This is a genomic window from Paenibacillus polymyxa M1 (genome assembly GCF_000237325.1).
In the GTDB taxonomy this organism is placed as follows: domain Bacteria; phylum Bacillota; class Bacilli; order Paenibacillales; family Paenibacillaceae; genus Paenibacillus; species Paenibacillus polymyxa_C.
The window spans coordinates 2,836,897-2,863,114 of sequence record NC_017542.1; the positions used below are offsets into that span (position 1 = coordinate 2,836,897).

Here is a 26,218-nt window from a genome sequence, read left to right on the forward strand (position 1 = left end):
TTGAATTCATGTTAATGAACTTGCAAAATGCAAAGGTAGGAACTATTACCGTTTAAATCAGGAGGCTTAAGAATGGAGTTAAGACAACTTGAATATTTTTACGCTGTGTGCCAAGAGCTACATTTTACAAGAGCAGCAGAAAAGGTAGGGATTTCTCAACCTTCTTTAAGTCAACAAATTCGTTTGTTAGAACATGAAATTGGCACACTTTTATTTGATCGCATGGGTAAAAAGACGGCTCTTACGGAATCAGGGGAATTACTCTTAAAGTATACACGTAACATTTTTCATGAACTGGAACAGGCAAAAACCTCAATAGATGAACTAAATGGCCTTCAAAGAGGAACCATTTCTATAGGCACCTTGTTAACCGTTGAAAATTACCTCATTCCGCCCACATTACGTAGTTTTCATCATCTATATCCTGGTGTTAAGATATCTGTGTTTGGATTACGTACTGGGGATATAAAAAAACAACTGTTAGAAAATAAGCTGGATATAGGCATTGTTTTTTTACCTATGAAAGGGGATGAATTAGAAACCATTTCTTTATATAGAGAGGAAATGGCGTTTGCAGTGCCTGTTGGACACCCGTTAGAGAATCAGGATAAATTAGGTATAGAAGTCTTGCAAACAACACCTTCCATCTTACTTCCTGAACAATACTTTATAAGACAGCTTATAAATAAAGCTTGTAAAGATGTGGGGTTTATTCCAGAACCGGTCTTTGAAATTACAACCATGCAATCTTTAATTAATATGGTTATAGATAGGATAGGGGTAACTATATTACCGCGACCTTACTTAGAGTACCTTAACCATCCTCGTATCAGAATTATTCCCATTTTAAATGTTAATCTTGCTCGATATATAGGAATTATCTACAGGAAAGATAAATACCTGAGTGCTGCGACACGTATTTTTATTAATACTCTAAAAGAGGCCTCACTCCATTTGACTCAGAATTTTATGAAAGGCACTGATTAAAAAGTCCACTCATTTTTATTAATCTTTATTTATATACTACTGGACATATAAAAGAAAGAAGCTACGACGGTCAGTTCTTTTTTGGATTGGAAAAGTCAGAGGGAATAGCTTCAGGTGCTATTAATATGTAAAGAGAACGGAAAAGTCACCATTTCAATAATAATAAGGTCATCTTGAATCACTGATTGAATCGTATCAAAGGGCAATCGCGTAGGTAAAGATGCGTACGAAAAACCGTATTGTGATGGTGGGCAGACTTGAATTATCTCGATTCAGATATGAATTTGACTTTTGAGAAAATAATGAGGTTTTTAGACTTTCAGACGAACTACTTGCCAAAGACAACGGAGAGTCACCGTCAAAAGGCTTCGGCTTGCGCCGAAGCCTTTTGTTTTTTGAGATGTCTTGGACATTTTCAAAAAACTTAATTAAATTCGTTATTATTAAGCAGTGAATCCCCATTTATACAATATGCCGGCTTTGATCTCTTCCTGAAGTTAGCCTATCTTCATTTTAGAAATATCGACAAAAATTAGCTCATCTCCGTATTTGAGCACCGCACACTCATTCAAAAGACTAGTATTACAGGCAGCAAAGTGAAATCCACATCGCCAATGTGTCGCATGATGCTACTTACCTGCACGGATGTTGATGACTAACCAGCTACAAACTGGTCGGCATCATAAAATTGAGGTGCAACAACCAGCAGAGATTTACTCTACTCTGCGTCTATGTTTTGGTTAGAAAAAGAATCATTAAGAGCTAGGCATTAGAAAAAGTTTTAAACATATTATAGGTAATATCCGTTCAAATATGGTGGGGAGGATATTAAAAAAAACTATGTTACCTATGGAAGAATATTTCGGTAAGTTAGAACTCGTTTATTCATTTTATGGGGCTATGCCTACAGGCGTTAGTGTGTCAGAAACCGGGCGTATCTTCATTTGCTTTCCGAAATGGGGAGATGACGTTAGATTTACGGTAGCGGAAATTGTTGAGGGTCAGTTGCAGCCTTATCCTAATTTAGAAACGAATTTGATCAACCCATTGAATATCGCTATGTCCTTCATCAGTGTCCAAAGTGTTGTTGCAGATGGAAGGGGAACCCTGTGGGTACTGGATACGGCTGCACCAAATTTTTCTGAGCCAATTAAAGGAGGGGCAAAATTAGTCGCGGTAGATTTAGAAACAAATACAATAAGAAAAGTATATACATTTGCAGATGATGTAGTCTTGCCGACAACGTATTTGAATGATGTCCGATTTGACTTTCGTGTAGGTAAAGCAGGTTACGCATATATAACGGATTCTTCTTCCAATGGTCCAGGCGCTATTATCGTCGTAAATTTAGAAAACGGAAATGCGTATAGACGGTTGCATGGAGCCAGCTCAACCTCGCCCGATCCGTATTTTGTACCGAAAGTGGAAGGCAAAATTTTGATGAATCGAAACGCGGATGGTTCGACATCTCCCTTTCGGTTGGCCTCTGATGGTATAGCCATTTCCCCTGATGGAAAAATGTTATTCTATTGTCCATTAACCAGTCGCCAGCTATACTCAATCTCAACAGAATCGTTAAGAGACAGAACGATACCGGATTTCAAGTTAAGTGATCTTGTGCAGTATTGGGGAGAGAAGGGGGCATCTGATGGGATGATCACGGACGCAAAAGGAAACGTTTATGCTGGAGATTATGAAAACGATAGTATTCGAAAGATATTGCCGAATGGAATCATGGAAACCATCGCCCATGATCCCAGAATTTTATGGCCAGATACTTTTTCTATTGGTCCGGATCAATACTTATATGTAATTGTGAACCAATTACATAGACAGGCAAGATTTCATTATGGAAAAGACCTGCGAAAAAAACCGTATAGTTTAGTACGTTTGAAAATTGATGAATTACCTGCACCTACCTTTTGATAAATAGAACCCATTGTTCAAATTGACTCTATTGCGTAGATCATGCATTTTATTATTTTGAGGAATTTAAAGGTTTCCGAACGGCTGTCTACTGAATTAAGGGGAACGATAGCTCAATAAAACTAAAAGAGGCAGTGTTTCACGATGTTGTGATCTCAAACGGGATGACATGGTCACACGAGTACAACCCTCGTCATGGACATACCAGCCAGTGCTTAAGTAACCCAGCCCAGCCAAACAGCGCATAGTTCAGCTGTTCGTTGAAAATAAAGTATTAGACAGGAGTGATTGATTTAACGCGGTCTTTGAAAAGAAGAATCGTCAACTTTTGAAATATAAGTTTTAAACTGCTCCATTAATGAGAACAATGGCGTTCTAGGACTTGTTAAATAAAGTCTTAGACTGCCGTTGCCATTAAACTAACGTCTCCCGTTAGCTGAATCGTTTTCTCTTTATAGAAGATTACATGTTAGTACTATTTCCACTTTACAAACAAATTCCGAATAAGCATCTTATCTCGCAACTCTAACGCAAATTTTTCCAAACTTCCCGCCACTAGATAGCCGACTGAAAGCGTCTCGGATATTATCTATGTCATATATAGAATCAATAGCTGGCTTGAGATTACTTTGCTCGACAGCTGCAACCATTTGTTCCATGTGTTCTGTACTGCCAACACGAAAACCTTTTAGTGTCAGGCAACGTTGAGTTATTTGGGTAATATTGAATTGGCCTATACCGCCAGTTACATAACCGACCATGACTACAGTTCCGTTTTGCTTTGTACATAATAGTGTCTTGTCGAACGTGGCATTCCCAATGGTCTCAATCGAACGTCAACACCTTTGCCCCCAGTTAGTACCAAGACCTTCTCGTGCCATTCCGGATTTTCAGTGAAATTAATGCATTCATCGGCACCCAGTTCTTTAGCTTTTGCAAGAATTTCATCATTAATTTCCGTAATGATGACCCGTGCACCGGCTGCTTTGGCAAATAATAGACTGGCGACACTTACTCCGCCTGTTCCTAATATCAAAATGGTTTGCCCAGGTCGGATTTCACCCTTATTAATTACTGCATTCCAAGCTGTAACCCAAGTACAATAGATGACACCAGCCTCGTCCCAATTCAAGTTCTTTGGCATCCTTACAAGTGCATTTTCGTTAATTGTAAATAATTCTCTCAAACATCCGTCAGTTCCAAGGCTAAGATCAAGTCCTGTAGCTTCTTTTTCTGGGGTCAACAGTCCATCATGCCACATTGCGTAATCACTTGTTATGACTTTGTCTCCGACCTTAAACTTCGTGACTTTATCACCGACAGCGACAACCTCTCCTGAGGCATCACAGCCGAGAATCGGGTTATCCCTACCTCTGGAGACCCTACCGTTTATCAAATACAAATTTTAATTTCCCCTTAAATTTCCCATACATACCTAAAGAGGGGATTTTGACACACAGCAAGTACTAACGATGATATTGATAAGAAGGAATTGCCGGGAGCGGGTTGAGTGTAAGGTGAACTTTCACCTGATAATTTAGACTTCTTTTTGTTTTCTGCCACTCTTCTCCAGAAATAGGCTTTGAGAATGGATGAAGTGCTACATATCCCATAGATAACGGGTCTACATCCCACTTCTGCATTTTCTGAAGAAGTTCCGTTGTACGCTCCTTCAGAAAGTTTTCAATTTCACTTTGCAATTCCATCAGGTTGTTTGTATCGCCTAAATAACGATCTCCCTGATATTCCACCAGTCTGGCGTACAAATTGACATTCACCGCGTAAATGCTGTCGCCGCGGTTCCAATGAAGGTCTACTTTTGAGCGAACCTGGCCGAGAAGAATGGAAAACTCAGGGAGGGGCAAAAGTTTAATATAATTTACATTATCCAGCAGCTGAAAGATGTGGTCTTGCCGGAGGGAAAGTTTTCCCGCCATTTTATCCTTCTGGAAGAGGCCGGTGCCTTCATACTTAAAATCATCCGGAGTTGCTTCAAAAACGGGTAGGACCGGATCGGATAAAGGATTATGATATTTTTGCAAAAAGCGGTGCAGATTGATGACCGTCATCGTACCCTGCTGTTTGTTTTCATAATGTTTAAACATACGATACAAAAAATACTCCAAATCCTTCTGTTTCTCAGTATTAGTCATGATATATTCATCGAAATTTCCGTCGACAACAACAAGATATAATCGCTGTGTTGTTTCCGGGTCCAATAAAAGAGAGGTAACTATTGACGCAATTCCCTTGCGGGCAAGAGATTCGCTGATAAAGAGCATCCGCAGCTGCCCGAGCTTGTATTCGCGGAAATAATTAAGGCTGAGATACTTTCTGCCTTCTTCGAGCATATGCACCTCTTTAGTAACCAGCTTTTTGGAATCATGGGTAAGCGGAGGTGCCAGTGTGCTGATTTTGATTTTACCTTCGCTGCCTTCGCTGAGAGAAAGAAAGGTCACAGGGGCAATTTCTTCGATGGTATTGTTCTCGGTAAGCGATGCACAAGACGTCATTAGCGGCAAGCTTAATAACAATGTCAGGATGATAAGCGATGCTTTCCGTAGTTTCATATATATGTATTTCCTTTCCGCCGCATTGCGATCAGCAAAAGTATAGGAACCAAAAGAAAGGTAGCCGCTTCTGAGTACATAAAAAATCCGGGCCAAAGGTTCTGGAGTGTATCGGCTTTCCAGAGCTTTTCGTTTGCAATGACAAGGAGGGTGCCCATAAGGAAGCAGCTTGCTAAATATCCGAACCGGCTGTTTTTTTCGAGAGTTTTGCCTGCCGTGATCTGCAGGGCACCATAGAACATCAACAGAAACAGCGAGACGGCAAAGACGACGTTAAACATAAAAAAAGAAATTAGAAGGATTTCAATCCGTTCGAATATAGGTGATTGCAGGTAACTGATCATATTGATTACCGGATACCCGGCCGTTTTCAAATACTCGTGTCCATAATAGAGGACTGTGGCAACAAAAAGAAGCAAATACTCAAGTATAGTGAATAGATTAGCGATGGTCAGGTGTTTAATCGTTTTTCGATCCGGCTTCAGCCATGGCACTAAAAAGATAAGATACTCCGGACCCGACAATGCCGACCAGCAGATGACAATACCTCTCCAGGAGTCCAGCGGCGGGTGGAGCGGTATCAAGGGATACAGTTGTTTATAATCTGCGACCGGCGGGAAATAAAAAGGAAGATAGCAGAGGGTGAGCCATATGGTACCGAAAAAAGCAATCACAATGAAACGGAGAGCCCTTTCCATTCCATTAGAGGCTAAGTAACAGCTCATCAATAGAATGGCGATCAACGGAACAGTCCTATTCATCACGGGGAAAATATACTCATGTACAATCCCGCTATATCCCAGTACGATCACAGAAGTTTTGAGGAACAGCGGAATCAGCCCGACCGCAGCCAGCAGACGAACGGTTTTGGGACCAAACAGTTCCTTAAAGCCTTCAAGTCCCCGTGTCGCCCAGGGAGAGGTCAGCCACTTGCACAACATCCACAGCATCAGCTGAGAGAGAAGTCCCAGTCCCAGGATCACCCAAAGCATATAGAAATGGGCCAGGTACATAGGCATGATGAAAAAATAATAAAGCATTTGAAGTCTGTTTATGAGCAGCCCGGCATACAAGTTGCCAAGCGTTTCCTTTTTACCGAACAGCGTGAATGCGGACATGTCATCGTCTCCTGCGGCTGTATCGCCATTTTTTCAAAGGTTTCAAATAGGAAGGTCGCGTTTCCATCCAATGAAGGCTTACCCTGATTATAAAATCTTTCCAGTCCTTAAAATAAAGGGGAGTCAGAGGAGCCAAATACGGCTCTCTCAGTGAAGTTAATCCGTTCAAATGCGCCAGCAGAGCGATTAAACCTAATATGATTCCGAAGATGCCAAAATAAGCGGCTAAACAGAGAAGAGTCAACTGGATGACCGTGTTTGCTTTGGATATCTGGTAATTAGGCGACAGAAAAGAGGCGATCCCCGATACACCTAGAAGAACGATCAGCACTTTGCTGGCAAAACCGGCTTCAACCGCTGCCTGTCCAATAACGATGCCGCCTACGACACCTAAAGTTTCACTCGTTTTGTTCGGCATCCTTAAACTTGCCTCTTTAATAATTTCCAATATTACGAGCATGATCAAACCCTCCCAAAATGGGGTGAATGGAAGCTTGCTTCGGGATTCAATCAGGACAAAGAGGAGAGGCAGGGGGATCATCTGGTAGTGGTGGGCCGTTAAGGCAACATATACCGGAATTAGTATCAGCGACAAAAAAAAGCTGAAGAACCGGAGTAAACGCAAAAAACTAGCGACTATCCAGCGGTGGATATAGTCTTCGGGCGATTGGAAAAGATGAAAAAATGTTATAGGTCCGATCAGAGCAAATGGAGAATTGTCTACCAGGATCACGACCTTGCCCATGGCCAGCGAATAAGCGCATTGATCAGGTCGATCCGTTTGCTGCAGCTGCGGAAAGAGGCTGTTGCTGTGATCTTCGATAAAAACTCCGATTTGGCCAGAATCAAGGAATATATCATAGTTCAAGGCAACTAACTTCTCTTTAGTGTTAGAGATAAGGTTAGTATTGGTTAAACCCTCAATGTATAGCAGAGAGACTGAAGTAGAACTAAGCGAACCGGCTGTGAACTGTTCCGACTTCAATGTACTTAAAGGAAGCCGCCGGCGAATCAAAGTTATATTCTGATCAATCTGCTCCGTAAAACTATCCTGCGGCCCGTAAATAATGGTTTCCGTTTCTGATTTTCCTACAGGACGACCCAGTGTAATCGGAAGAAGAGTAGTCCACCATTGATTTAACGCAGGCTCATGTACGATCACCGCTGCCCGCATCAGTTGCTGTTCTGCATCTTTAAGTGTATGAATTTCTGTGAATTTACAGTTTAGAATACGCTCCGGAACCGGTCTGTCATTTATAGTAAGCAATGGCTTCAGGATGGATTCATTGATGCGTGCCTCATCGACCAGCGTATCCAGATATATAATCCAAATTGGATTTCCGGAAGGTGGGCAACGTTCAATGATACTGGCTTCTGATATGCCGGCAAGCATCGTTTTTAAAACATCAAGGGTTAACCGATAGGTATTTATTTCGGAAGATTTCCACATGTAATCACCATTATCTTTATGGATTTTTCATTAAGCTTTATTATGGGCATTTGATTGGAAAATCATCCGTTCTTAGTTGAATTTAAGTGCCTTAAATGAGAAGGGACTCGCATGAATTGAGCCGCGTCTGTGCAAACGTTGGAAGAAATAATCGGGCTTAACGAGAGGAGTGACGTTAGATGAAAGATAAATTAGATAATGCAATCTATTCAAAGGCGTGTAACACCTTTCGGAAGTGTCTTGGAGGAAGTCCCCGTTCAACAAGCGGATGACGAAACTTATGCCAGAATAATGAGCAGCGTAGTTATACCTGAACCGATCGTTCCGACTGGTTGGAATTCAGAGTGCAATCCGCGATGGCGCATTGGAAATTGAGAGCAATGATCTTCAGAAGCTGCTTGGACGGAGGTCCGACCACGTCACTCGAAGAGGGTCTGCGTCAAATCGCAAACGAAATTCAGGCTTAATCGAGCGTGCTAAACAGAGGTTGTTCTCAAAGGTCTATTGCGAACGGAGGGAATGCGTCCTTTTTATGCGGGAATGGAAAGTCTCGAGAATGTTTGGGGAATAGTAATTCATTATGACAGTAATGGAGCGTAGAGGAATGAAAGTATTATCCATGATTCAACCATGGGCGACTCTGCTTGTCCAAGGCGAGACTCTATATGAAACCAGATCCTGGAAGACCCGGTACCGCGGACCGTTGGCTATTCATGCAAGCCAGAAAGTCGATAAGCAGGCCTGCAAATATGAACTCATACGTTCTTTACTCGCCAAGAATGGCTATACGGAACAAAGCCTTCCTACGGGGGTTATCCTTGCTACTTGCGAGCTTACAAATTGTTATCAAGTTATCGACGCTAATCATACGTCAGCCATTCTGGATTGCGGGAAGGTTGTGACGGGTGAGGACTTCCTGTTAGGCGATTACAGTCCAGGTTATTTTGCGTGGCAAATAGCGGGTTTCCGTCTGCTGAAGCCCTATATTCCAGCGAAGGGTAAACTGGGACTATGGGAACATCCGATAGACGAAGAGTTGATGATATGACCTATGTAAACAATTAATTAATGGAGGTTCTGACTTCAGTCCGTCCTGCAATTTACTGACCAGCCACACGACGATTGTGTTTTCCCTATACATACTGCTGGCGTGGCATCATCGGAAAAGCACGGATGCGCGTTCCTTTGACAGAATGTTTTATTTGTTGTGCAACGAAGTCGGTACGCTCGATTGGGTCGTTGCCCTGCAACAGCTGCGGATTTGATCAACCAAGTAGCCCTAAAAGCCGATAAGAAGATTTCAGTTCTTATTCGGCGTCAACTCCAGCAATGGATTGCCACTTTGACCAGTTACATCAAGCCTTGTTTCATGCTGCGAAAGTTGAGTTAGAATGTATGGGAGACCACTGCAAAAACACCCCCCAATATATTCGTTATGGAGAATAGGACGGGGCTCTGCGGGAAAAATCAAATTAAAAAAATAAGGGGGTGGGCGCGTGGTAAACCTTTCTGATGGGATGTCTTTGCCCCGGATCGGTCAAGGTACGTGGTATATGGGGGATAAACCGTCCAAGAAAAATGAAGAGCTTCGCACGTTTTAAATATTAATGGTAGCATGGCCAATGAACAGAATCCCATTGTTATAGACAATGTAACATTGGTTCCAATACGAACAGTTTCTCTTATTCCAAATCTAAAAGTGGACTGGGATAACAAAAGCAAGACGGTTATGGTGACCGATTCAGATACGAAAAATAAACTGAATCTAACCGTAGGTAGTAATAGTGCGTATGTCAACGATAAGAAGGTTTCTGTGAGCGTAAATCCTACTGTTAAAGAAGGCGCTGTATATGTACCTTTTCGTTTTATAGGGGAGGCACTAAATGCAAAAGTATTGTGGCATCCTGATTCTAAAACAGTTGTTACTTATAAGCCTAGTCAAACTCTACTCCAACGCTATGCCAGCAATAAACTAGATTATACCTTTAAAGAAGGATGATACTAGAAATATGGAGCTCAAAAATATTTTTTGGCTTGTTCCAACAAAAGTCATATAGGAAAAGGGGTAAACTTGTTGTCATAATCTCTAATACGGCAAACTTGTTGTCACTGGACAAGAACGATTAATTTAAATGAATTACGAGTTTTCCCTTATACATATTCACAAAACCCGTATTTTGTACATATGTATTACATGAGCTGCTGAGATAAAACTTCTTCTCAACGATTGTACATCTGTCCAGTGACACAAAGCTTACCTCTTTTTTGACACAAAGTTTGCCCCTTTTGAATTAATGACACAAAGTTTATCCTCTTTTATTGCAAGTTGTTAGCTAGAACTAGGTCGATATAGAGAAACTTGCGCTATTACATCTTGTAAGGGTACTGCCGGTATACCCTTGAAAGGCGACATTTGTTTGGAAATTGTCAGCGAAGAGTGTCAACCATTATTCGACGAAGTTCAGGCCTACCTCAGCCAATCCAAGGATGTTATTCCTTTGGAGCAACTTTATCAAGTCATCGTGAGCTATGTTTCCTTTTTGGAGTCGAAAGTCCCCTGGCTTTGCGCCGTCAGCCGCGCATCTACCGGACATCGCCCGCTTCATTCGCCGCTATGTCAATGGATGCGTACAACATGTAGATATTTATATAACGAGGCTTCAGCAAAAGGAGATATTTCGGACGTTGACATTGTATACACCGTAGAAGCTTTACTGGCAACTCTCCATAACATTGATTTTCATTTAAAAGATGAAGGACTTTCGACGAAACAAATTTTGAAAGGAATTCGCAGACTTTACATTGATGGCTTGAAAGCGTCAAAAAGTGGATGACCCTACGATCAAATCGAAATGACACTTAAGATCGGAAACGACAAATAAGCGCTGCATAGTTCGGCGCTTATTTGCATGCGTTGTCATTTAGGTGGCAATTCGCTTAAGAAGTTCTATAAACATTCCAACGACTAACAAATGGGTGCAGTTTTTTGCCTAAATTCAGTTTAGATGAGAAATTCGAGGTCATTCGTAGGTATCAGCGTTGAAATTATTAACATCATTCTGATTGTGCGTCAGTCGGTGTAGTAGTGTATGTATCTGTAAGCACATCAGTCGGTGCAGCCGCAGGCACATTCTCCGTTGCTGATTCACTGTTCTGGATTAGTGCTCTCGGATAGGTCCGTGCACGTTCATTGTACCAGTCAAACAAGAAACGGGCCATCGCCTGACGTCGCGTATCCCCATCCCACTTTAACCCGGCCGTTGGGTCTGCAAATGAACTCCTTGCTCCTGCTTCCAGCAGAAATCCATTCATGTGTGCGGTCATGCTGACATTACCAGCTGCTGTAAAAATCGACTTCGTGTTTTTCCCAAATCCATCATTAGAGCCGTTAAACAAGTTCCAATACTCTGAGTCGCCGGGCTGAGTTTTGAACCAGGTAAACTCTGTAATATTTATTGGATAGGCTTGAGCTGCCGCTTTAATGTTGGAATTCCATTGCGATTGTAGCTTGTCCTTGTCATCATGTGCTCCGTAGCCCGGATACCAGTGGACAGCATAGCCGTAGTTGTTCAATGGGTCCATCAGCGGGTGTTTTGCTGCCGGACTGTAAAATTGGTCGTATCCAAGCCCTGCAGCCCATATAACATTATCCGCTCCTTTACTTCTAATCGTGGAAATGATAGAGTTTTGGAATCTTCTGAGATCATTCCAATGGTCAACAAAATCATTTTCGCCGGCATAGCCCCCCCAATGCCCATTCGCATACGACTTAATGGGCTCGTTGATTAGTTCAAACATGACGTTATCCGCGCTCTTAATAGCTGGCTGCGAGGCAAGATACCCCCATATTTGATTGAATTTGTCTAAATTGGATTGTGTGGTAGCTTGGTCGTTAGCCAAAGTGAAATCGAGACCAAGAGTCACATAAATACCCTTTGTTTTCGCATAATTGATATATGGTATAATCACATTTTGTGTAGCTGCTTGTAAACCTGAAAAGTTGTATGAACCTGCGGCCACATCTCCCATATCCTGGCGATCAATAAACAATCGAACCTGATTCATATACCAGCCGTGGTTGCTTCCATACTTTGGTCTGGTGTCTGTAAAGGTGTCGGTGATATCCTTCAAATAGGCCAAAATTGCTGCATGACGATTGTTACCATTCAAATTGAGATAATAATTACTGTTTTGATAGGTCCAGTATGCACCAGACGGCTGATGCCAGCCATTCAAAACAATAGGTTTTCCGCTGCTGTTCACCAATTGATTGCCCCTGACATGAAGCTTTCCCATAGGCATACCTGACCATGCATCTACATGTTGACCAAAGGTCGGTGTTAAAGGCGTTAAGAATACAAGTATCAGAACTATTTTACATACCATCCCTAATTTTTTCAAAGAAAGACCTCCTCTTTAAAAATTAATTGTCCATTATGCCAAAACAATAAAATGGTATAAACATGTAGTAGCCTGCTTCCTGAAGCTACCCCAATTCAAAATCATCATTCCCCCCTTTAAAGAATATTTTAATTCTAATTTGCATTTCTTGTATCTAATTGTAGTACTTACATTTACAAACCACAACTTGATAAATTTTTTTTTTTTTGAAATTATTAGGTTTACTATAGTGTTCGCCCTGATTACAAGCCACGACAACGATACCAAATGTGTAATAACTAAAGACTGTCCTCTTTTGTACGATCGTTATTATCTCAAAAAAATTATTACGTAGTTCGTTAGTTTTCTAAGCAAACGGGACATGATAGTTTAAAAGTAAAAAAACAGGAACCTGCGGTCCGAGTAACGTAGGCGCTGTTGAGGGCTTAACCGTCGGGAGGGGCTGCTCACCAATCGGATCGATCTTGGCATTGTTTATCTACCGCTGGATCACAAGCAGCTAGAGAGCAATTTTGTTGAACCCTTCCATTTAGCATAATGCCACTATTAGTCTATAACTTTATTTTCACAGTCTCATGTAGTGCTTCCTCTGTTAAGTTCTTTGTTTTTCTATGCAAAAAAACCTGTCATTTCGACAGGTTGAATAATCATAAAATATGCAGCGTAAAAAACATGGAGCGCATCATTTCTGTTAAAGAAGTCCAGAGGGATGTCCTGCCGGCTCCAAACCTATGTTTCTTATTGGCTATTCAATAACTCTTTAAAAGCTTTTAGATTTGTATCAAAATTAGGCACAGTTTGAGATTCTTCTGCAGATTTGACTTGGGCTACAACTAAATCATTAAATGGTGTTGAAATACCAGTCCCTTCTGCCATTTTGGGAACCACACCATTAATGTAATCAATTTCAGTTTTACGTTTCTTCTCAAGATCCTGAAGCATACTTGCTCTTAGCAGCCTGGACGGTTCCATGACTACCCTAGAGGTTTGGATACGTTCAGGAATATCATTTTCGCTTCTTAATTCCAAAGATTCTATATCAAATCCACCCATTTTAGCAAATTTGACACCCTTTGCGTGTCCAATCTTGATCGTCTCATCTGCGATATGAACTGCACAAATAATGCTAATTTCATTGTCAAGAATGTCTCCATATTCTCCGTTTAATGCTGCAGATAAACCACTGAATGCATTATTGATCAGTAATTTTGACCACTTCGTTCCAACTAAGTTATCGGAAATGTGTGTTCCGCCGACAAGGTCTAAAGCCGATTTAATACGTTGTATTCTTTCTGTGACTTCGCCGTTTAATTCTCCAATTTGAAAAGCGTACTTTTTAAATTGCGTATACTCGGTTGTAAGGCTAGATACGCCTGGTTCAATAAACGTAGCACCAAATTCAACAGAACCTGCAATAACACGTTCTTCACCAACAATTGAAGCAACGTTCTTTTCGGGTATACCGTTTTGTAGAGAACATACAACACTATCGTCCCTTAGAAAAGGAAGTAACTCTTTAAGAACAGAGTCGTTATATAATTGTTTTGTTAGCAGTAAAACTAAATCATACTTGCCTGACTTGTTTTCAGGGATGATGGCTTTTACCTTTGCTTGAAATTCCGTCGTACCCACTACTTTAGCACCTATTTGATTTAAAGTATCTACATGTGCTTTGTATGCATCAATCAACTCAACATCCATTCCGCCAGCAGCAAGATATGCTCCAACTATGGTTCCTAAAGACCCTGCTCCTAAAATTGCAATTCTCATCTCAAAGTCCTCCTTATTTTTCCTCTAAGTAGTTGTATACAGGTTGTGCAGCGTTTAAGGTTAAATCCGTAAGGATATGAGATGCTGAAACGACTTCTAATACAGGCAAATCTGCAAGAGGTGCCAGTGCATGCTCAAATAATTGAAGTCGAGCAGGACCTGTCCAAGCCCCTTTAACCTCTATATTCGTTATTTGTGTTCGTACTAAGTCGCAGATTCTTAAATCTCCATTGTAATCAGTAGCAATCTTAACCATAAAGTTAGGTCGACAAATTTCATTTTTAGCTAGTTCCTTATCCATCTCAAAATGCTTGTACCCCATGGTGGCTGTGGCTACGCGAAGTGTACCGTAATCAAGTGTGCCAACAAGAGTATCTGAATCTACATAAAGCTTGGGAGCACCTAACTTCTTCGGATATGCAGTTAGCTCCCGACCACTTGCAATCGCTGGAAAGTTGTCAACGTACATCGAATGCACGTAATCTCCGTCCTCTCCATTAAATCGGACAGGAATTACTTGTCCAGCCTCAGTATAAGCACCTAGTCCGGAAACATCGGGCATCCACATCACTTCGAATTTAACCAAGGGATCACCGATTTCTAGGGGTTCCGGCACTGCTGTCCGTAAAGCTTTTTCATCCGTTCGGTAAATAATGTTAAGATATTCACGATTAACAAATTTATAGGTTGGCACCGAATATGCCGGTGCTGTTAATGGTGTATTGAAATTTTTGAATGTGTTATTTACATCAATTCTCATAGAAAGTACCTTCCTTTCTTGCTCAAATTTTGCACTTTTCATTATATGTCGCTTGAGTTTGATCTTGTTCACTTCACTTGATGACATTATCTTATATCTATATTTACATTTAATCTAATACATAATAAGGTATGTATATATTTATCATAATAAATAAGGAGACAAGCTAAATGGAGTTGCTTCAACTCAAATACTTTCAGACAGTTGCTTATACCGAGCACTTTACTAATGCAGCCAGACAATTGAATATTGCTCAGCCCTCTTTAAGCCTGACTATTAAAAGACTTGAAGAAGAATTGGGAACAACCTTATTTGAAAGGAAAGGGAGAAATATTCAACTGAGTTCGTCAGGAAAGATTCTTTTGAAACACGTAAACAGGATTTTTACGGAGATTGAAAATGCGCAAATGGAAATTAGATCGGAGGAACATCAAATTGCCAACACCATAAGAATATCAATTTCCAATTCAAGATTCCTTACAGGACTCATCAGTGAATGTATTACCCGCTTTCCTGAATCAAAAATACTTCAAACCATCGGAGTCAAAAGCGAAATATTGACAAGTTTAAAAAAAGGAGAAATGGATTTAGGAATAACAGGTCATCCTATTCAAGATGAAGAGCTAGAGAGTTGTTTACTGGTAAATGAAGATATTGTTCTGGTTTTACCTTCGAACCACAAACTTACGGGTAAAAACGAGATCTCATTAAGTCATGTAGCCAATGAACCATTTATTACTCTTGCTAATAATGTAGAATATAGTGACTTTACAACCATGCTTTGTGAAAAAGCTGGATTCATCCCAAATATTTCCTTTGAAGTCGATTCTTATTTATTGGTTGAAATTTTAAAGGTTAATCAGGGAGTGGCTTTACTCCCTATTTCAATTTGTAGAACACTAGGGTTGAATTATATTAAAATTACGGATAAAGCTTCAAAATATCCTGTCAGCTTATCTTGGAAAAAAAATAAATTGTTATCTTCTTCAGTGAGAAATTTTCGTGACTTTATTATTTTGTTCTATAAAGATAATTATGTAATTTTCAAGATTTAAAAAATATAGTTACATAATTATCTTAGATTATCCTACATTTCCCGGATTGTTCCCGAAAACTTCTTTTAAAAATGAGGCACAAAAACCTTATAGTTGATAATCCTCTTCAATTACGGTTAACCATACATGTTCTTGTTTTTTCGGCTAACGATATCTGTTCTTGGCTTTTGGTTTGGACAAAAACAGATATTGTTAAAACAAAAAGCCGCTGCAACGCGACTATTAAGCTTGTATATACTTGATTTGTTCTTTAGTAGACCATCTATTATGTAGACAGCTTCCCATACTCCGCAGGGAATGAAGTGACTAAATAAAGCAATGTAGGTATCTGAAATATGATGATAAGCAATTCCGCCATACCCACCATAACGAATATGATATTCAGATAACAAATTTTCTTCGTACAAATCGAACATCGTTCCGTCTGCAGCAGCTGTCTTCCCGTCTCCCCATAGTTTAGGCAGGCTTAGTGTATTGTATTGATTCAGAATGTCACGTATGGCTGCATCGATCTTCTGGGCAGTTACATGTCGGCGGTTTACAAATGAGAGCATATGGGGTGTAACTAAACTTCGCATATGTTTGGATGTTTGGGCTGGCCCAAGATTGCACCCGTATCCATCGGTAATCCGATCAGGAAAATGTCCCATGCGTTCGCGCAGGTGTGAGTTATAACGTAAATTGAGACTGTTTATCTCGGACATTCCGTCGCGGGCAGAGGAAACGGTCGGGCCGAGATGGCAGCAAGCTGGCACCGGAATAGGAAATTTCCGGTGCCAGCTTGCTGGTGTTCTTAATGTGATGAAGAGCCAATGAGTTGCTCGGCAATGCTTTTGGAAAGAGGCAACGTATTAATTTCAGAAGGCATCGCATTGATATTAAGGGTTTGTACATAATCCCCGCCGCGAGTTCCACCTGCGAACGTTGCGAATCCTGGAAAGTTGCCGCCATGCCCCCAAATCATAATACCATTCGTCAGCTTTGTTCCAAGGATCCCCAAGCCGTATTCACCTGCTGGAGTTTCAACCCCAGTTAACATCTGATCTAAAGTAGCTGGTTTTAATAGCTTGCCACTAAGTATAGCTTTGAAGAATGTATTCATATCATCCGCTGTGGAGATCATAGATCCCGCAGCATCTGCCCAAGAGGGATTCATTTCAGTTCTGTCTATGAATTGACCGTCGAGTACGAAGTATCCTCGTGCATGTTCACCTGGAATAAACGAGTAGTCGTCGGGTACATAAGTGTTCGTCAGATTAAGGGGAGCTATAAAACGTTTCCTAATATGTTCCCCGTATGTTTCTCCAGTAGCCTTCTTAATAATCATCCCTGCTAGTACCGTATTCGTATTGGAATAAACCCATTTCTCTCCAGGCTTGGAGGTTGCCTTCATGCTCAGTCCGGTACGAACTAATTCGTCTGCAGTAAAGGAATGTAACGGGTTTGGGAGTAATTTATCGAGAATATCCTTGTGTTCTGAATAGTCAGGAATACCGCTTGTTTGGTTTAATAGTTGCCGAATCGTGATATGTTCCCCTTCATATTCTGTACCCTTAACAACATCAGGCAGCCATTTTTCTATCGTGTCATCCAGGCTCAGTTTTTGTTCATCAACAAGCTGAAGAACGACCATTGCAGTAAACGTCTTTGTTAGACTACCGATCCGGAAAGTAAAGTTCGTCTTAACCGGGTCGGTACCGTAAATGCTTGCTTCACCGGAAGCATATGCCCATTTTGATCCTTTGTTTGAGGAAGCTACAATTATGCCCGGTATATTTTGATGGTTAGCAGCTTCATCGATAAGTTGCTTGGCTTTGGTCTGTGAATTTTGACTGTAAGTAGTAACGAGGGGATCCGCCTGCTTTGCAAAACCAGTTCCTTGTAATGGCAGTAATAGAGCCGCGGTAATCATTGCCGATACAGTGAGCATAGAAATTTTGTTCATTTCGTTTCTCCTTTTGATTAAGGATTCGTATTATTCATTCATTTGTGATGGAGTGACCTTTTTGATATAGAAAAGGATGTCAAATGTCTTGCCGAATGCAGCGTCTACAAACAAAGGTACTTCAGGTCCCAATTTTGTTATTCCGGCAAATGTAGGACGGGTTTCATCTAACCAAGTTTTCACCGAACCGCTTGCTTTGCGCAAGTCTACAAAAAATTGATCATGTTTGACTTGTCCGACGGTATAGTTAATGCTATTAGGGTCATCGATTCTAACCGTTCCGTAAGGACCGAATTTGCCGCTTTCATTAACAACGTTATATGAACCTGAATGGATTGAAGTCCCGATGGATACGTATTTGTCGCCGTAATGTTTAGCCAAATGTTGTCCTGACATCTCCGGATATACGAATGGAAGAGTATTGGTTTTGGATATATGTCCGTTATGACCCCATACAATGGTTTTCCCCCATTGTTCTTGTGTCCACTTCGCATTTTCATACATTGCAATATCATGTCTTAAGAAGAACTCCGGCTGTTGTTCAGCTGAAAGCATATGAATAAATTGCTCGATAATACGGGAGCTATGCAATGCCCATGCGTAAGCTTCTTTTTGCTTGCCGGCATTAGCTTTATTTTTTTCTAGCAGCTCAATAATAGACCGGGCATTGGAAAGATGCTTTTCTTTCTCATCTTTCGGCAGTTTCTCAAAACTTTCTTCATCTTTTGCTGCGGAAATAAGCTCTTTCATTTTGTCATTTAATTGAGAAACCAAATCCGGATGATATTGTTGGATATAGTCCGAAATTTTGTTAAACACAGGTTCATCTAATTTTTTTTGATCCATCCCGATTACACGTATTTTGTTGGGATGTTTGGGATTGGCATTGTAGTCACGAATCCATTCCAACATTTGCGTCATTTCTTTATTGTTAAACACGGGGCTAAGAATTTTGTCTGGATGCCCTTTACCTGTAAGAACATATTGATCAAGCATCAATCCTTTCCCCCAGTCCTCCTCTAAGACGAGGTTTGTAAACCCCAATTCCGTAACCATATACTGTACGATACGGTGTTTCATCGTGAATACTTCATGCATGCCATGAGAAGCTTCGCCTAAACCAACAATCGAAGCAGACCCTATCATCTCTTTAAGTGGTTGTAAATCTTCCAAAGAAGCACGAGGCTCTGTTGTTGTTAATTTGCTTGCATTCTTCTCCAGCCACTGTAATGGAGTCTGGTTGTCCTTCATGGCAGTTTCAAGTTTAGATGCAGGCGTATTGCCCGAACTGGATGGTGTTGATGGGATTTCTTCTGTGGAACAACCGGCCAAACTTATACTACATATTGTAGTAAGTGCCAGCCTCGTTAATAATTTCTTGTTCATTTTTTTCCTCCCCAGGGTTATTGTTTGACATTCGTTGCGAAGCGATTTGTCTCCCCGAGTATTGCAAAGTAATTGTCATACTGCCAAGATGCCATTATGTCACCATGATGCGTTTTTACTGTCATATGACGGCTTATCGCCCGATTAGGACGGGATTATGATGGTCCTGACCAGCATTTTGTCCAACAAGTCCTCCAGCTCGGTTGACGGTCGTTGTGACTGAACCCGTTGAATAAGAATTGCTCACGATTCCGATAGGATTGTATCCGACTAAACCACCAACGCGGGATAGTCCATCCACTTGGCCAGTTGCCATAACTTTGGCTGACGGTGCCACGCACATTATAGCCTGCAATTCCTCCAACGTATCCAGCAGATTTGGTTCCCCTCACGTTGACAGCCGATATAGACTGAGTAATCGATGCGTTGTTAACACCGACCAGACCACCCGCATAATCATAGGCGCCCTCTCCGAGCGCTTCTACACTGCCGGATGCAAATACATTACTGATTTGATCGAAACTTGTACCGGTAACACTTCCTACGTTCCTATTTCCGATTATGTTAACATCCATTAACCGGACGTTACGAACAACACCTGTAGCCGTTAAATTGCCAAAAAAACCGACATCCATTGACAAGGGCTGATTAATCGTCAAGCCAGAAATCGTGTATCCGTTCCCATCGAACGCACCCGCGAAATTGGCAATCGGGTTCCAAGTATAATCCGTTAGTTGGATATTAGCACCCAATTTGTAATAAGCGCTCGGATTAGTCCTGATGTCATCCAGCATCGCTGCCGTCGTGATGATATAAGGGTCCTGTTCCGTACCGTTTCCCGTTCCGGAAAACGCATGTGCCCGTGAAGGGGCGACGGAAACAATAGCTACGGCAAGAATAATGACCACTAGGATTAATTTTAAATAAGAAGTAAGATTTTGGTTTAAGCGAAATTTCTTAATTAATGGTAACAATAAAAGTTCCTCCTTCTTGTGCGACAAATAAAATCATCTGAATGGTTTAGGCTAATTCCACCTCATCTCATATAGTACTAAGTACAGCGACTCTATTTTCTCTCACGTGAAAATTTAAATTTAAGCATGAAAAATAACCGTTCATTGAAAGAACGGGTACCCGCTTTTCAGACTCTCTTTATTTTATCGCCGCTGCCCTATAATCAAATAACATTTATCTGTTATACCAAAATTAGGATGTTATTATATGCCTTGCAGTATCGACATACATTTAATAAATATTTATATGAAACAATGCTGCTTCCCTGTTCACAATCACTCTCTCTCCTTATGTAGGTTTTGGCTGTTATTTTGATACGAAGATTTTAGCATGGTATGACTGAACAAATTCTGAACATTCACACTCCTGTTTCTTCGAAGAATGCACTAATCCAAAATCTGGCTTAGATTATAGAATATTTGAGAAGAACAATAAAACTCTTTCTAAGAAGCCAAAGACTGGTGAGGATTTATATAAGTTTTTAGTTGATATTTACTATCAGCGATACAGCAGTATATCCCCTGTAAAGGATAACCTTCCCTACATCAATGATGATCAGAAGAATGCACTGGCCACGTATTATGGTTCAGGACAGCAACAACATCAACAGAGAAAATGCACGCACGAGGCATTTGGTTGTACAAGGGAACTGTTTAGAACAATTCCAGGAGAGCCTGAGAGTTAAGATTAATCAATTTGGAGGGGCATTAGAGGAGTTGGTGATACAACCTGACGTGGAGTTCAGTGAACCTAATGTGGAGATTGATGGAGTCATTCCGTGGCCAATTAATGAAATCACCGAGCTAGTTCTTAACGGGTTGGCAGTCGCGCTTTAGACAAAATGAAGGGTAACATCAATAGCAACATGACGATTAGCCTATTGTTCCCGCGGCTTAATGGGGTAGGATACTTTAATTTTGGATTTGATCATGTGGATTTTTTGAGAATAGTTTAGTAATCGTCACAGGTATTGCAAGTGATGATTAACATCCTTGGAATATGATATTTCTTTAGAATTAGTGGAAGCTTTGAATGGAAAAAATTCAGAGTACCGCCTTTTTTTTGTTTTTGAACTGTTGATCAAACTCACATGTATGTCAGTTATCCGTTGAAGGCGGGCAAAGGGAAAGAAAGTAAAGAACTGCCTGCGGTTAAGCCGGCATGACCAGGCTGAGACTCCCCTTGGTATATTACCGGTTCAAACCGAACGATGTTTGTTGAACAAATGTCTCTGCGGTGATGAATTTTTAAAGTTCATATCATTTAGACGTTTCAGGCTTTGAGCCAGCAACTCCCCATGTTTCCCCGTCAACTTTATAATCACCGCCTCTCCAATGAAGTATGTAGTCTCCAGAACGCAAACCATCGCTGAAACCTTGGTCGTTAGAATTCCAAGTCACTGTATCGTGAGGAGCGATTACTAAACTTTCGATATATAATTTGTTTGAATCAATGTGAGTTAAACTTACCTTTACTGGATGATCAGAATGATTCTTCAAACAAAGTTTAACATGACCCCCGCCTTTAGGGACACTAAACACTTCTCTTACTGTTGCGCTTCCGCCCGATCTTTGAGAAATAATATTGTCTCCGCTATTTTTACTTGGTGAGGCTGCAGCTTTTTCCTTCATGGTTTTCCACACCTATCTCTTGATATGGTTTACCAATTAGGGACTAGTGAATACAATCTGGTAGTCGCTTTTCTTATCTTCTCTATATTCAAATGCACAACTCTATAGACAAAAACGCCAAGGATAATGAATGCGATTTTTGTTGCCCAGAATACCACTTTTCCACTTTTTGAAAACACAAATAGGTCACTCTGAGCCCAAGTGACCTATTTGTTAAACAGTTTTATACCAGACGATCTAATACAATCATTGGCTCAGTCTCTTCCCACATCGGGTGCACGATTTATCCACGAACGCTCTACTTTGCGAAATATTTTGAACATCGGAAACCGGTGGAATGTCTTCTTCTTTCAGATGGGCAAGAGCAGGGTTTTTGGCCCACTCCCGGTATGATGCTAAATCCTTCCATCCCATCTGCCAGGAATCAACAGCATTAACAAAGCCCTAATTAATGATTACGCTTGAAGATTTGCGGAGTAGTCCTGTGTAAAAAACCGGCAATATTGCACCGGGCTTAACGCTTAATTTTATTTCCCGAAAATATCGTTTAGTTTTGTACCGACCACTTCCTTTATGGTAGAAGCCATTTTGCATTTTTAAGCGTGCAGCGGAATTTACAATGCTTATCCGGTACGACAGCGACATCCGATAAAAAGGAAAGTTTGAAAGTTAGCGTGATTAAATTTTTATTGCCCTGCAACCGCCGGTGTAGTATTCTACATCCTGAGTATTTTAACCACTTCATTACCGAACCTCAGGGGGAAGACATCATGATGCTTCGAACACGCACGAGACGATTCGCCGCGCTTATCGCGGCGGCAGTAACCTTCACTACACTAGTCCCAGGACTCCCGGCAAGCGCGGACGCAAGCCCGAACCCGATGGAGGGGATCGTGCTCACGAAGCATGAACGACTCGGTCCCGAAGGGTTTGGGACCATCAGCTATGAGGATGGGATCTTCTACCTCACTGGAAAGAACAACCGTGCGTACTCCGACGACGGTGGGTCGAGCTGGAAGAAGCTGTACGGCAATAACGCCCAGATGGACACGGCCGGCGACGGCAACGGGAATTTCCTCACCGTCGTCGGTTCTGGCGGATATATTCGCTGGGATACGACCACACGGGCATTGGAATCGTTCGAAAAAACCATCTACTACCCGGGATTTAAGCCGTCCATGCCAAGCGTGGCCTACTTCAAGGGGTCTTTTTATGCGGCAGGCTACGAGACGGCCACGATGCCGCAGCTCGGCAGAATCTTCAAGCTGAACGACGACGGCGAATCCTGGGAACACATCGCGGTGCAAGGTCCTGCGCTGGAGAACAAGCGGTTCAATAAAATCAGAACGAACGGAACCACGATGGTCGCCGTCGGGGAGTACGGTCTGATCGCGACCTCGACGGACGGCGTCACGTGGACCCAAAGAGAATCCGGGTCGAGTCAGCACTTGGTGGACGTCACGGTCCCGGCCGACGGAAGCCCTATCATGGCCGTGGGCATGTACAATACGATCACGATCTCCGAAGACGGCGGGGAAACTTGGCAAGCGTATGGCTTCAAATATGATGACCCGGATATTTACAGCGTTACTTATGCACGCGGGTATTACGTCATCTCCAATGAATACGGAAAAATCCTTTACTCAACCGATGCTCGGAATTGGTCGGAATTCAATCACGGCTTCGGAAGAATAGGGATTAACGCCATTAATATCGACCTGCCGGGGCAGATGGTGCTTGTCAGCGGAGGTGGCTTGGTATATTCCGTAAGTAAGGCTACTACCTCTACAGCGTTAGCAAGCAGCGCGAATCCGGCTTCGGTCGAACAAGAAGTCGTCTTTACGGCAACCGTGTCGAAGCCGTCGAATTCCCCGGTGACGGCCGCGCCGACGGGGACGGTTACGTTCAAGAACGGCGAATCGGTACTGGGCAGCGCTCCGCTCACGGTAGGACAGGCGACTTATTCCGTGTCGGATTTAAGCATCGGGACGCATCAAATTACTGCGGTATACAGCGGCGATGGAGCGTTTGGGACAAGCGCCTCCGCTCCGCTTGGTCAAGTCGTGACCGACGCAGTGCCGAAGAAGTCCACGACCACGACCGTGACGAGTACGCGAAATCCGTCTACGGTGGGTCAGTCCGTCACGATTCACGCGACGGTAACGGGACCCTCCGGTACGCCGACAGGTACCTTGACCTTCAAGGATGGCGACACGGTGTTGGATGCCGTACCGATGACGGTAGGCGCGGCAACCTACTCGACGACGCAGTTCATGGTAGGCGTGCATCCCATTACTGTGACGTACAGCGGAGACGTTCAGTTCGAAGGCAGCACCTCCGCCACGCTCCATCAGACGGTAAACGCCGACGATTCCGGCAACTCCGATAACGGGTCCGGCGGAAGCGGCGGCGGAAGTGGCGGTGGAAGCGACCCGACGACGGGAACGACCCCGACGGCGCAGCCAACGACGCCGGAACAGCCGGATGCGCAGAAGCCGGAAGGAAACGGGGAAATCCCCCAAGACCCGAACGATATTTTCAGAAGCCAAGTCGTTCGTGCGGACAGCAACGTCATTGCCGGCGTTCAAGCGAGAACGGCAGAAATCTTAGAAAACGGCGGACAATTCGCGTCGATTCAATACAACGATCTCGGGGATCACTGGTCTATCCCGAACGTCGAGAAGCTGACTAAGCTCGGCGTCATCCACGGGTACCCTACCGGTGGCTTCGAGCCCGATGCGGTCATTACGCGGGCCGAATTCGCGGCGATGATCGACAGGGGCTTCGTGGATATGGCTAGTAGAAAAGTTGAGATCAATGAGGAAGATTTCGCGGCCTTCAGCGATATCGAGGGGCATTGGTCTTCCGATAACTTAAAGCAGCTTGTAGCGGTCGGCGTTATGACGGGATACGAGGACGGCACGATCCGTCCGGAGAAGTTGATAACGCGCCAAGAGATGGCCCTCATGATCACTCGAGTACTGAATGCATATATTTTGAACCGCGATACATCTGATGTAGCGTTTAGCGATTTGGACGGCGCGTACGGCGCGGAGGCGATTAAGAAGGCTGCGGCACTGGGCATCTTCACTGGGAAGACGAAACAGCGCTTCGACCCGTTTGCGGGTGCGACGCGCGCCGAGTCCCTCCAGACGATCATCAACACTTATACGTTAAGCCCAGCCATCAAGGAAGCATTGGACAGCTTGAGTTGATGTCGGGCGTCTATAACATAAACCGATAGGACGACCCAAATATATAAAACCAGCGGCAGTCAAGGACCTGAAAATAAAGTCTTAGACTGCCGCTGGTTTATTGAACTAACGTTCTCTGTTAATTCGACCATATCTGGCGCACGGGTCAGCACTTTCCGATGCGACTTGCCGAGAATCCTCTGATATTCCTCGAATCTTCGTTCGATGAAATGTTGAAAAACCGCTCTGTAAACGGGCGGTTTTCTTATCTTGCATGAATGCTTCTAACGGCTCCAGAGTCGAGAACGTCTTCTTTGCATCCTTCTTCCGTTGCTCATCATAGAGTTTGGTTAACTCTACGAATGATTCAGCTTTAATCTTCGTATAACTCGATTTGGTGTATCTGATTATGTACGTCTTTTGCCCTTCCTCTTCAACCCATTCGTAAACGACGTCATATTTGTCCCTCAAATTCTTCAAATGAAGTGCCCGGCGCAACACTGCATAGTGTTCTTCAATGGCTTCATCGCATTCCTCCATAATCTTCTCGTATGCGCAGCCAACTCGCATCATAATCTCTAATGCCCGTTCATCGCCGTATCTCGCGAGAAATTCCTTCAACGAAACCAGCGCATATAGCGTTATTTGTTCCTTGTCATTCGGATTTCTGTATTCATAACAGCCTACAACCAAATTGCGGTCGGTCATTTCCTCCTTACTGAATTGCATCTTAAACAAATACTCGAGTGTCTTCTGCTTCATAACGGTTTCCAACATCTGTTCTTTATCAATCCTGATGCCCGTTGTCACCCACGGAAACGGTAGTTGGCCGTTACTTTCACGCGGTATGCTACCCCTAATATTCAAAATCGGCAAACCCGTAGCAATTGCGTACGACCTGTTATATCCTTCGTCCGCGAATATTTCCTGTTCTTCTCGCATGTGTCCTGCCCCTCCTTTTAGTACCAAGTTCCATTCGGCGCGAAGTGCCACCAGTTGTCTGCGAAGTGA

General features: G+C 42.5%; 19 protein-coding genes and 3 pseudogenes. 9 read left to right on the plus strand and 13 right to left on the minus strand.

Annotation, left to right across the window (positions count from 1 at the left end):
* Positions 1-72 precede the first annotated feature (72 nt).
* Both PPM_RS12545 and PPM_RS12550 read left to right on the plus strand, forming a co-directional pair.
* Positions 73-987: a LysR family transcriptional regulator gene (locus PPM_RS12545; protein ID WP_013371247.1), complete on the plus strand. Its 915-nt coding sequence runs from the start codon at positions 73-75 to the stop codon at positions 985-987.
* Between the two features lie 840 nt (positions 988-1,827).
* Positions 1,828-2,913, plus strand: coding sequence for an L-dopachrome tautomerase-related protein (locus PPM_RS12550; RefSeq protein WP_013371248.1), 1,086 nt, complete (start codon positions 1,828-1,830; stop codon positions 2,911-2,913).
* Between the two features lie 592 nt (positions 2,914-3,505).
* Here the strand turns inward: PPM_RS12550 and PPM_RS12560 are convergent.
* The 4 genes and pseudogenes from PPM_RS12560 to PPM_RS12575 all read right to left on the minus strand — a co-directional run.
* Positions 3,506-4,315: pseudogene (locus tag PPM_RS12560) on the minus strand (zinc-binding dehydrogenase); the annotation flags it as partial.
* Positions 4,316-4,379: 64 nt separating this feature from the next.
* Entirely contained in the window at positions 4,380-5,483 is a 1,104-nt protein-coding gene (locus PPM_RS12565) for a Ger(x)C family spore germination C-terminal domain-containing protein (protein ID WP_013371250.1), read from the minus strand.
* Positions 5,480-6,601, minus strand: a complete 1,122-nt coding sequence (locus tag PPM_RS12570; protein WP_013371251.1) for a GerAB/ArcD/ProY family transporter — start codon at positions 6,599-6,601, stop codon at positions 5,480-5,482. Before PPM_RS12570 ends, PPM_RS12565 begins: the two co-directional genes overlap by 4 nt.
* A 1-nt stretch (position 6,602) precedes the next feature.
* Positions 6,603-8,051 carry a spore germination protein gene (locus PPM_RS12575; RefSeq protein WP_014599771.1) on the minus strand — a complete coding sequence of 483 codons (1,449 nt, stop codon included), beginning with the start codon at positions 8,049-8,051 and terminating at the stop codon, positions 6,603-6,605.
* A 604-nt stretch (positions 8,052-8,655) separates the two neighbouring features.
* Between PPM_RS12575 and PPM_RS12580 the strand changes: the two genes are divergently transcribed.
* From PPM_RS12580 to PPM_RS12590, 4 genes and pseudogenes are all read left to right on the plus strand, one after another.
* Positions 8,656-9,099 (plus strand): ASCH domain-containing protein, encoded by a 444-nt coding sequence (locus PPM_RS12580; RefSeq protein WP_013371254.1) that lies wholly within the window; start codon positions 8,656-8,658, stop codon positions 9,097-9,099.
* Positions 9,100-9,142: 43 nt separating this feature from the next.
* Positions 9,143-9,436: pseudogene (locus tag PPM_RS30620) on the plus strand (transposase); the annotation flags it as partial.
* A 230-nt stretch (positions 9,437-9,666) separates the two neighbouring features.
* Positions 9,667-10,050, plus strand: coding sequence for a copper amine oxidase N-terminal domain-containing protein (locus tag PPM_RS12585; RefSeq protein ID WP_014599773.1), 384 nt, complete (start codon positions 9,667-9,669; stop codon positions 10,048-10,050).
* Positions 10,051-10,468: 418 nt separating this feature from the next.
* Positions 10,469-10,885: a hypothetical protein gene (locus PPM_RS12590; RefSeq protein ID WP_013371258.1), complete on the plus strand. Its 417-nt coding sequence runs from the start codon at positions 10,469-10,471 to the stop codon at positions 10,883-10,885.
* A 220-nt stretch (positions 10,886-11,105) separates the two neighbouring features.
* On the opposite strand, the gene PPM_RS12595 is transcribed toward PPM_RS12590, so the two are convergent.
* The 3 genes from PPM_RS12595 to PPM_RS12605 all read right to left on the minus strand — a co-directional run bounded on the left by PPM_RS12595 (position 11,106) and on the right by PPM_RS12605 (position 14,982).
* Positions 11,106-12,452, minus strand: a complete 1,347-nt coding sequence (locus PPM_RS12595) for a cellulase family glycosylhydrolase (protein ID WP_013371259.1) — start codon at positions 12,450-12,452, stop codon at positions 11,106-11,108.
* A gap of 738 nt (positions 12,453-13,190) precedes the next feature.
* On the minus strand, positions 13,191-14,222 hold the full coding sequence (locus tag PPM_RS12600; RefSeq protein ID WP_014599775.1) for a ketopantoate reductase family protein: 1,032 nt from the start codon (positions 14,220-14,222) through the stop codon (positions 13,191-13,193).
* Between the two features lie 13 nt (positions 14,223-14,235).
* Positions 14,236-14,982, minus strand: coding sequence for an acetoacetate decarboxylase (locus tag PPM_RS12605; RefSeq protein ID WP_013371261.1), 747 nt, complete (start codon positions 14,980-14,982; stop codon positions 14,236-14,238).
* A gap of 170 nt (positions 14,983-15,152) precedes the next feature.
* Between PPM_RS12605 and PPM_RS12610 the strand changes: the two genes are divergently transcribed.
* Complete coding sequence (locus PPM_RS12610; RefSeq protein WP_013371262.1) at positions 15,153-16,037, plus strand: LysR family transcriptional regulator; 885 nt, start codon at positions 15,153-15,155, stop codon at positions 16,035-16,037.
* Positions 16,038-16,270: 233 nt separating this feature from the next.
* On the opposite strand, the pseudogene PPM_RS12615 reads toward PPM_RS12610, so the two are convergent.
* From PPM_RS12615 to PPM_RS30625, 4 genes and pseudogenes are all read right to left on the minus strand, one after another.
* Positions 16,271-16,654, minus strand: a pseudogene (locus PPM_RS12615) (Tn3 family transposase); the annotation flags it as partial.
* 176 nt (positions 16,655-16,830) lie between these two features.
* Positions 16,831-17,982, minus strand: coding sequence for a serine hydrolase domain-containing protein (locus PPM_RS12620; protein ID WP_013371265.1), 1,152 nt, complete (start codon positions 17,980-17,982; stop codon positions 16,831-16,833).
* A gap of 30 nt (positions 17,983-18,012) precedes the next feature.
* On the minus strand, positions 18,013-19,368 hold the full coding sequence (locus tag PPM_RS12625; protein WP_013371266.1) for an erythromycin esterase family protein: 1,356 nt from the start codon (positions 19,366-19,368) through the stop codon (positions 18,013-18,015).
* A 133-nt stretch (positions 19,369-19,501) separates the two neighbouring features.
* Positions 19,502-19,711 carry a GLUG motif-containing protein gene (locus PPM_RS30625; protein WP_080567859.1) on the minus strand — a complete coding sequence of 70 codons (210 nt, stop codon included), beginning with the start codon at positions 19,709-19,711 and terminating at the stop codon, positions 19,502-19,504.
* A gap of 1,234 nt (positions 19,712-20,945) precedes the next feature.
* Here PPM_RS30625 and PPM_RS12635 point away from each other — a divergent pair.
* A complete protein-coding gene (locus PPM_RS12635) occupies positions 20,946-21,218 on the plus strand; it encodes a hypothetical protein (protein WP_013371268.1) in 273 nt (90 codons plus the stop codon).
* A 423-nt stretch (positions 21,219-21,641) separates the two neighbouring features.
* On the opposite strand, the gene PPM_RS30060 is transcribed toward PPM_RS12635, so the two are convergent.
* Positions 21,642-22,013, minus strand: coding sequence for a hypothetical protein (locus tag PPM_RS30060; protein WP_043885963.1), 372 nt, complete (start codon positions 22,011-22,013; stop codon positions 21,642-21,644).
* 770 nt (positions 22,014-22,783) lie between these two features.
* Between PPM_RS30060 and PPM_RS12645 the strand changes: the two genes are divergently transcribed.
* Positions 22,784-25,228, plus strand: coding sequence for an Ig-like domain repeat protein (locus PPM_RS12645; protein WP_013371272.1), 2,445 nt, complete (start codon positions 22,784-22,786; stop codon positions 25,226-25,228).
* A 105-nt stretch (positions 25,229-25,333) separates the two neighbouring features.
* Here PPM_RS12645 and PPM_RS12650 read toward each other — a convergent pair whose 3' ends face one another.
* On the minus strand, positions 25,334-26,149 hold the full coding sequence (locus tag PPM_RS12650; RefSeq protein ID WP_013371273.1) for a hypothetical protein: 816 nt from the start codon (positions 26,147-26,149) through the stop codon (positions 25,334-25,336).
* Positions 26,150-26,218: the final 69 nt, after the last annotated feature.